This window comes from Variovorax beijingensis (assembly GCF_007828835.1).
GTDB classification, from domain to species: Bacteria; Pseudomonadota; Gammaproteobacteria; order Burkholderiales; family Burkholderiaceae_C; genus Variovorax; species Variovorax beijingensis_A.
Window position 1 is genome coordinate 115,042 of sequence record NZ_VIVL01000014.1, and the last position, 8,012, is coordinate 123,053.

7 protein-coding genes are annotated in these 8,012 nt (G+C 66.1%); 2 read left to right on the forward strand and 5 right to left on the reverse strand.

Annotated elements, in window-relative coordinates; translation table 11 throughout:
- Positions 1-2: 2 nt before the first annotated feature.
- A complete protein-coding gene (locus FB547_RS29110; RefSeq protein WP_145747095.1) occupies positions 3-1,406 on the reverse strand; it encodes a four-carbon acid sugar kinase family protein in 1,404 nt (467 codons plus the stop codon).
- An 8-nt stretch (positions 1,407-1,414) separates the two neighbouring features.
- Positions 1,415-2,689, reverse strand: coding sequence for a ribulose-bisphosphate carboxylase large subunit family protein (locus tag FB547_RS29115; RefSeq protein ID WP_145747096.1), 1,275 nt, complete (start codon positions 2,687-2,689; stop codon positions 1,415-1,417).
- A 134-nt stretch (positions 2,690-2,823) separates the two neighbouring features.
- Between FB547_RS29115 and FB547_RS29120 the strand changes: the two genes are divergently transcribed.
- Complete coding sequence (locus FB547_RS29120) at positions 2,824-3,708, forward strand: LysR substrate-binding domain-containing protein (RefSeq protein WP_145747097.1); 885 nt, start codon at positions 2,824-2,826, stop codon at positions 3,706-3,708.
- 92 nt (positions 3,709-3,800) lie between these two features.
- Here the strand turns inward: FB547_RS29120 and FB547_RS29125 are convergent, their stop codons facing one another.
- Together FB547_RS29125 and FB547_RS29130 are read right to left on the reverse strand one after the other, a co-directional pair.
- Positions 3,801-4,673 (reverse strand): alpha/beta fold hydrolase, encoded by an 873-nt coding sequence (locus tag FB547_RS29125; protein WP_145747098.1) that lies wholly within the window; start codon positions 4,671-4,673, stop codon positions 3,801-3,803.
- A 45-nt stretch (positions 4,674-4,718) separates the two neighbouring features.
- Entirely contained in the window at positions 4,719-6,452 is a 1,734-nt protein-coding gene (locus tag FB547_RS29130) for a tannase/feruloyl esterase family alpha/beta hydrolase (protein WP_186454285.1), read from the reverse strand.
- A 177-nt stretch (positions 6,453-6,629) separates the two neighbouring features.
- Between FB547_RS29130 and FB547_RS29135 the strand changes: the two genes are divergently transcribed.
- Positions 6,630-7,565: a helix-turn-helix domain-containing protein gene (locus tag FB547_RS29135; protein ID WP_145747100.1), complete on the forward strand. Its 936-nt coding sequence runs from the start codon at positions 6,630-6,632 to the stop codon at positions 7,563-7,565.
- Between the two features lie 54 nt (positions 7,566-7,619).
- Here the strand turns inward: FB547_RS29135 and FB547_RS29140 are convergent.
- On the reverse strand, positions 7,620-8,012 hold a 393-nt coding region (locus FB547_RS29140), incomplete at its 5' end, for an enolase C-terminal domain-like protein (protein WP_315899347.1).

The following is an 8,012-nucleotide window of genomic DNA, read 5'->3' on the forward strand; positions in this document are numbered from 1 at the left end:
GGTCAGTGAAGTGGTTGACGAGCGTCGGCCGTGCCGCGCAGCGCCTTGACGAAATAGTCGGGCTGGCCCATCTGGCCGCCCTTGAGCGCAATCTCGAGCTGCGCCAGGTGCGGCTCGCGCGAGATGGCGCGGCACAGCGGTGCGCCCGGAGCAAGCCGTGCGACCACGCGCAGCGCTTTCGGTGCGAGTCGCTGTGTGATGTGGCTGGAGGTGTCGCCGCCCGACAGCAGCAGTCGCCGAATCGGATGCGCGCGCAGCAGCGTGTCCACCAGCTCACCCAAACGCTGTCCCAGCAGGCGGCCACCTTCGTGGCGGGCCTGCTCGCGGCTCATGCCCTGGCCGGCCAGCGCGGCCAGCATCGCCTCGATGCGCGGATCCTGCGGACCGCGCGCGCTGTGCAGCATCACGCTGCGGCCGGCGCGCAATGCGAGCAAGGCGTGTTCAGCGAGACGGGCGACTTCCGCACCCGGGTCGCGCGCAGCGACCAGCGCGGCGGCATCCACCGCCAGCTCGACGAAGCCATCGGCCAGCGCCGCATCGATCTGCAGCGCGCTCAGCGGTGAAGCACTGCCCGAGACGGCCAGCACCTGGGGCACGCCGCCGAAACATTCGTGTGCAGCCGGGGTGGCCGGGAGCACGCCAGCCTCGCGCCACCACTGTGTCAGCGCGTACTCGAGCCCCGAGCCACCGACGCAGAACAGAGGCGTCTTGCGGCCGCGCACCAGACCGTCGAGCAGCCGGCCGGTCTCCGTGAGTTGCTCGGCGGTCGTGCCGTCGATCAGCACCGCGCCCCCCGCTGTCGCGTCGACCAGCCGATGAAGCTCGGTCGCCATCGCCTCGCGTTCGAGAGTGAACAGCGGCAGGTTGAAGCCGGCAAGGCGCATCGAGGTCTGCGCGCCGATATGGCGCGTCAGGTCGGCCTCGTGCATCGGCGTGACCGGGTGCACGCTCATGATCGGATGGCGATCGATGCGATGCACGCGCCCGTCGGTGCCGGAGCGGGCGAACAGGTTGCCGAAGGCGCAGTAGCGGCCCAGCGCCGGTGTCGCCGCCACGATCGGGATCGCGGTGTCGCCGAAGGATGCGCGCGACAGCGCCATCACATGGCCGATGCTTCCGATGGCCGGCGAGCTGTCGAAGGTCGAGCAGACCTTGTAATGCACCAGCGGGACGGGCAGCCTCGACATCGCGGTGAGCACGGGAAGAAGCTGCTCGTCCATTTCTGGCGGCGACATCGCGCGGCTCGCGCCTGCCACGCCGATGGCATCGAAGGAGCCCAGTTCATGCAGCGTCTGCTCATCTGGCACTTCGAGAAACAGCGCGCAGTCGAGACCGGCGAAGGCCAGGACCTCGAGCGCATCGGTGGAGCCGGTGAAATCATCACCGTAGAAGGCCAGCTTCAACATGCGCGCCTCTACAGGTTGCCGAAATGAACCAGCGCGCGCCGAAGCGCGGGATGCGATTCGGCGTATGTGCCGAGCCCGATGCCTGCCACCGCCGCCTCCCAGCCCTCGCGCATGCTCGCCATGCCGGCGGCGATACCGTCGGGGTGGCCGATGATTCCTCCCCCGGCCAGATGCATCAGGTCGACAGCGCCGAGAGCACCATACAAGTCGGGGGCCAAGCCCGCCCACTGCCCTGACGAGAAGACCGGCATCAGCGGCTGCAGCCCGGCCCATGGCGAAAGGCACGCGCGGGCGGAGGCGACCACCGAATCGTCGGGCTCCCAGAACTTGCTGCGGATGCCGTTGACGTGCAGGTGGTCCACCCCCGCCATGCGCCACAGCTTCTGGTAGGCCTGAAACGAGAAGCCGAGCCCCGGATGGCGTGTGAGCGCGCCCCAGCCGTTGCGGTGGCCGTGGATCGGCAGCTGGGCGTGGCGGCGCAGGTGCTCGACGGCCGCGAAGCCGACCCAGTTGACGCTCACCATCACGCAGCTGCCGCCCGCGGCCAGCACGGCGTCGTGGCGGCGCAGCATCTCGTCGATCGAGCCCGAGATGTTGATCGCGTACATCGGCATCCGGCCCAGGCGGTCGGCATGGCGCTGCAGCACCGGCATGACGGCGCGCAGGCGCTCGTCGAACGGCGCATACGGCGGATCGGCCATCAGCTCGTCGTCCTTGATGAAGTCGATGCCAGCCGCGCAGAGGCTGTCGACCAACTCGGCAGTCTGGACTGGCGTAAGGCCGACGCTCGGCTTGATGATGGTGCCGATCAAAGGACGGCCGTGGACTCCGGCAAGCCGTCGCGTGCCGGCAACGCCGAACGCCGGGCCGGCGAACCGGGCGGCGTAGTCAGGCGCAAGGTCCAGGTCCAACAGGCGCAAGCCGGTGACTTCCCCAAGCTCGTACAGGTTGCCAGCCACCGTGGCCAACAGGCTGGACAGGTTGGCGCCGACATTGGCGACCGGGAACGCGATCTCGATCTCGGCACGATGGAACACACCACCGTGCGGCCGACGATCGACGTACGCGCTGGGCAGCGTGGGCTGCAGCGCCGGCGCGAGGGGTTCGATGCGCACGACGCGGGCGCGTGAGCGCTCCTTCAGTTCGTCTGTCTCGCCCGGCAGCGCGAGGAAGGTGCCGCTGGATTGCTCGCCGGCGATCACCTGCGCGATCTTCTCGGAGGCGACCGAGCTTTCGACGAAGTAACGGGCGCTAAACTCGGCGCGGGGGGCTGGATTGGCCATGGGGTTGTGAGGTTCTCTCTTGACCGACCCGAACAGTAGTTGAGCTCGCCCTATGTGCCAAACGATATGATCTCCCCGCGCTGTGATGAAAGCTCACATGACATCCGGGTTGACCCGAAGTAGGCGACTGCAGCATGACCACGTCCCATCGTCTTTCGCTGAACGCGTTGCGCGCGTTCGAGGCGACGGCGCGTCTGCGCAGCTTCAGCGCTGCGGCCGAAGAGTTGTCGGTCACGCATGGCGCGGTGAGCCGCCACATCCGCATGCTGGAAGACTCGTTGGGTTTGGCCCTCCTCCAGCGCACCGCGCAGGGTGCGATACCGACGGCCGAGGGGCAGCGCCTGGCGGAGGGACTCTCGACCGCCTTCGGCCTGATTCAATCGAGCGTCGAACAACTGAAGCCCGGCCCGCTCACGCTGGCGTGTTCCGAGTCGATCATGATGTACTGGCTCATCCCTCGGCTGAACCGCTTCAAGGAGGCCCATCCGGACGTCGAGCTTCGCTTCAACATGAGCCATGGGCCGATCGACTTCGCCCGCGACAGCGTCAGCGTGGCCATTCGTCTGTCATCGATCGAGCCTCCCAAGGACGTCGTGCGCACGGACGTCGCGAATGAGTGGATCGGGCCGGTCTGCTCGCCCGAGTACCTGCGCCACAAGCGGATTGAGTCGGTCGAAGATCTCGCTCGTGCACGGCTGATGGTCTCGCGCACCCGTCCGACGGCCTGGGCCGACTGGGCCAGTTGCAGCGGCCATTCGAAACTGGCGTTGCACGTCGACGAGTCTTTCGACCATTTCTATCTGCTCATCCAGGGCGCCCGCTGTGGCTTGGGCCTGGCCAACGTGCCGCGCATGCTTGTCCGTGACGATCTGACGAGCGGCACGTTGGTGGCGCCGCTTGCATTTGTGCGCGGTCCGAACCGGCTGTCGATCTGGGTTGCGCCTCACCTCAGCCGCCGACCGGATGTGGTCAAGCTGGTTGACTGGCTGCACGACGAATTGCGTGGGACGGAGCCGTAACTCGCCGTCCTCGATACGACTGGCCATGCAGGCGGTCAGGTTCCTTTTTTCTCGGGTCGCGCGTGCCGCCGCATGCGCGCGGGAAGCGGGAGTCAGGCGGCTTGATTCAGCAGATGGGCCGGCACATGCGGCTTTTCCAGCGCAATGAAGTGACCGGCGTTGGGCACCTCGGTGAATCTGGCCGAAGGCAGGAGCCGCGCGTTGGCCCGGCGGTCCGACGGCCGGGACCAGTCCTTCTCGCCGTATACCAGGTCGATCGGTACCTTGATTTCACCGTAGCGGCTGCGCGCCGCGATGAGGCTGGGCAGGCTCCCGTACACCGAGCGGGCGACGGTGGAATAGCCGGGCCGACGGCCGACCTTGAGCAGTTCGTCCAGGTAGTCGTCGCGCAGCGCCGCCTTGTCGACGAGACCGCCATGAAGCACCGCGCGCATGATCGGTCGGGGTTCCAGTTTGGCGAGGAGAGGGCCGACGCCGGGCGCGAGGACGCCAGTGATGATGCAACGAGCCAGGAAGCCGGACCGCATGATTCCGCCGGCGTAGTCGTAGACATTGATGGCGACCACGCGGCGGATCCGGTCGGGCAGATCGGCCGCTGTGGTGAGCGCGAGCACGCCGCCCATCGATTCGCCGAGCAGGATCACGTCGCGCAGATCGAGGCGAGTGATGAATTCCTTGACCGCCGCGCGCAAGGCGGGCTCCTCGTAGGAGGCGCCGGGCACGATCTGAGAGTGGCCCATGCCCGGCAGATCGAGCGCATACACGGTGTACCGGTCCTGGACCAAGGGAATGAGATGCCGGAAGTGCTCGGCCTGAGTGCGCACCGTGTGCAGCAGAACCAGCGGCGCACCATTTCCGCCCGTGAGGTACCGCAGGCGTCCGTCGGCGGACCCTCGCGGCTCGAGGAAACGGGTGGTGGTTTCCGGGATGCTGATTGAAGGCTGGGTGTTGCCGATGACGGACATGATTCGACTTGCTCGGAACCGACGGACAGGAAGGTCACCAGCCTCTCAGGAGGCCGTGCAGGTGTAGCTCGAGGCGTTGCCCTCCGTCCCCGGGGCACCCGTGAAGCGGGGCCACAGGGGCCAGCGGCACATGGGGCGCGAGCGCGCGGCAGCAGGGTCTGCCGCGTTGTTGTCGACCGAGGCGATCGTGTCGGGCGCTTGCCCCTTCTCGACCCAATCGCTCAGAACGGCGAGCCCGTCATAGCCCAGGTTGTAGCGGCCCGCGCCATGATCGAAGCCGGGAATCGTGAAGAAGCGGATGAAACTGTCGACCGCAGGCTGGCCGAACTGCGTGACCTGCAGGTTGTAGTAGTCCTCCGTGTTGTGCGGGCTGATCAGGCCATCGGTCGTGCCGTGCGTGAGGATCAGCTTGCCGCCCCTGGCGCGAAACGCTTCGAGGCTCTGCTGCGTCACTTCCGTGATGCCGCCCAGTTCCTGCAGCCGCGCCTTGAAGTTCGCCGGATCGTAGGTCAGCGGGTTCAGCAAGGGGTCCTTTGCCACGAAGTACCTCGCGTGCGCGGCGCCGATCGTATAGAGCAGCGCGTCCGCCGGAGGGGTCGCGGCGCTGGTGGGTACCGGCGCGAATCCCAGTGCGCTGCCTGCGCCGAAGAACGAGAAGTCTCCGCCCTCGAGCAGCGGCCAGCGCGCAAACACCTGCTGGCCCGCTATCGGGAAGCCCAGGTCATACGGCGAGCTGATCTTGCCGACGGCGTCGATCTGCGCATCGGAGAGACAGCTGTCACCGGCGTCTGCCCCGCCAGGGCACCGCAGGGTTGCCTTGACGGTGTTGATATTGAAGGCTGCATTGCAGGCCTGGATGTTGCCGATGATTCCATCGGCGAGGCCGTCCAGCGAATCGCAGGCGGCATACACCGCGTTCACCAGCAGCTTTCGCTTGTTGTCATTGAGCCAGCCCGCCCCACCGTTGTCGTACAGCGCCCTGCCAACGTAAAGCGATGCCTGCTGAAGCAAGGAAAGGTTGTAGGCGGGGTAGTTCGCAATGACGCCGTCGTAGTCGGCTGCGTAGCGTGCTGCCGCGTCCAGCCCTTCATGACCACCTTGCGACCCGCCGATGAAATAGAAGCGGCGAGGCTTGGCGCCATACCGCTTCTGGATGATCGCCATGGCGGCATCGTGCACCTTCTTGACGGACAGCTGCCCGTAGTTGAGGAGCGCCTCGTCATTGAGCGCGAACGTGCCATCGAATACGGCGCCCTTGTGTCCGCCATCGCCGCCCAAGGTCACGTAGCCCTGCTTCAGCGCGTTGGGAGTGCCATTCGGCTGGGAAACGTAGGGGCCGAGGCCGGTGACGAGCGTCCCGTCGTAGCCCCCGCCCCCCATGTGCAGCGCACGCTCGTTCCATTGGGTCGGCAAGTTGACCTGGAACTCCATGGTGGGTGCGCCTGCCGTGGCAGGCACGATGATGCCGGTCACCGCGCAGTACTCGCCATTGACATTGGCTTTGGCATCCGCGGTGACAAAAGTGGCGGACTGAACGATAGCACCGGAGGTCGGCTTGCCGATCATCGAAGCCGGGATGCTCATGCCGGAGATGCCGGCACAAGCCTCCTGGGCAGTGGGTGCTGCTGGCGTCGTGCCGGCCGTCGGCGGCGCCGTGACCGGGCCGATGAAGCCCGTACCGCCGCCTCCGCCGCCGCCGCAAGAAGCCAAACCTTGCATGGCAAGAAGAAGCGCGAGCCATCCTGCTGTGCGCCGACCCTCAAGGGAAATCCGTCTCATCAGTCTCCTCCGGTGTATGCCCGCCATTGAATTGCCGCTGAAGGCAACGTAGGGGACGTTACGCAAAAGGATGCCGGTTCGTATTTCAGACCCTTGCTCGGATTTCATCTTCTTGCGCAGGGAATCCCCTTAGACTCCGGGCCGTTCGAGCACTGTCGCAGCCACTAGGATGAGAAGATGAGCGGCCAGGATCTATCGCAACCCATCTTGCGCACCTCCTCGAGGGTGATGTCATTGACCACAGATCCGGCGGCACCCCAAGAGCCATCCTTGTTGCGCGAGCCGCAGCTGGCAGCCTGGGCCGGATTCCGGGTTGGCATGTCCCAGGCGATTTCCATAGAGATGGGGAAGCACCACGGAGAGCATGCGGCTTTGGCCATGATCCTGAAGGGGCGCACGCGCGGCCGAATCAGGAGTCGTGGCGAAGAGTGCGACTTCAGTCCAGGGCCGGACTCCGTTGGATTGTTTGCCCCCAAGTTCGATATCAGCTGGAAGCGCTGGCAGTGCGAGCCCGGGGCCGAACGCTTCATCGTCGAACTCGACTTTGCAGATCTTCATCAAGCGGGCGATCTGGAGCAGATGCTGGCATCTCGCCGCACGCTGCGGCAGAACGTGACGCTGAGCGACCATCAACTCGCATCGCTGATGCGGCTGATCGCCGCCGAGGTCCGCGGGGGCAGCCCGCACGGCGCGCTCTATGCGACGTCGCTCAGCATCAGCCTGGCCGCCTACCTGTGCGCCCAACATGCGTCGGGAGGTCGTACACCGACCCGTGAGCGCGGCGTGCTTACAGCGATGCAAAAGCAGCACGTGCTCGAGTTGGTGCAGCGGCGACTCCACGAGAACTTGAGCCTCGACGAACTCGCGGCTGCGGCCGGTGCCAGCCGATTCCACTTTCTTCGACTCTTCAAGAACAGCTTCGGCATGACGCCGTACCAGTTCGTGATAGATCAACGCATCGCAGCGGCCCGGCAGCTGCTTGAAAAGACAAGTCGGCCACTGGTCGATGTTGCGGCCGCCACCGGTTTTTCCAGTCAAAGCCACATGTCCACGGCGATGAAGCGCCACACGGGCCTGTCACCTGGACATTGGCGGCGCTCGAAGCCCCAGTGACCTTTCGCCTCATCCGGTGGATCTCCATGGCGGGGTCCGCCGCGGCGAACAGGCTCAGCGCACCATGCAGGGCCGCTTGTTGTCAAAGCTCCAATTGGGGATCAGGTATTGCATCGCCTGCGCATCGTTGCGCGCACCCAGGCCGTGCTTCAGGTACAGCTGATGCGCCTTCTCGACCTCGTCCATGTCGAGCTCCACGCCCAGGCCGCCGCGCGTGGGCACCTTCACGAACCCGCCTTCGATCTGCAGCGGCGCCTTGGTCAGGCGCTGGCCGTCCTGCCAGATCCAGTGCGTGTCGATGGCCGTGACCTTGCCCGGCGCGGCCGCCGCCACGTGCGTGAACATGGCCAAGGACACATCGAAGTGGTTGTTCGAATGCGAGCCCCAGGTCAGGCCCCAGGCCTGGCACAGCTGGGCCACGCGCACCGAGCCCTGCATCGTCCAGAA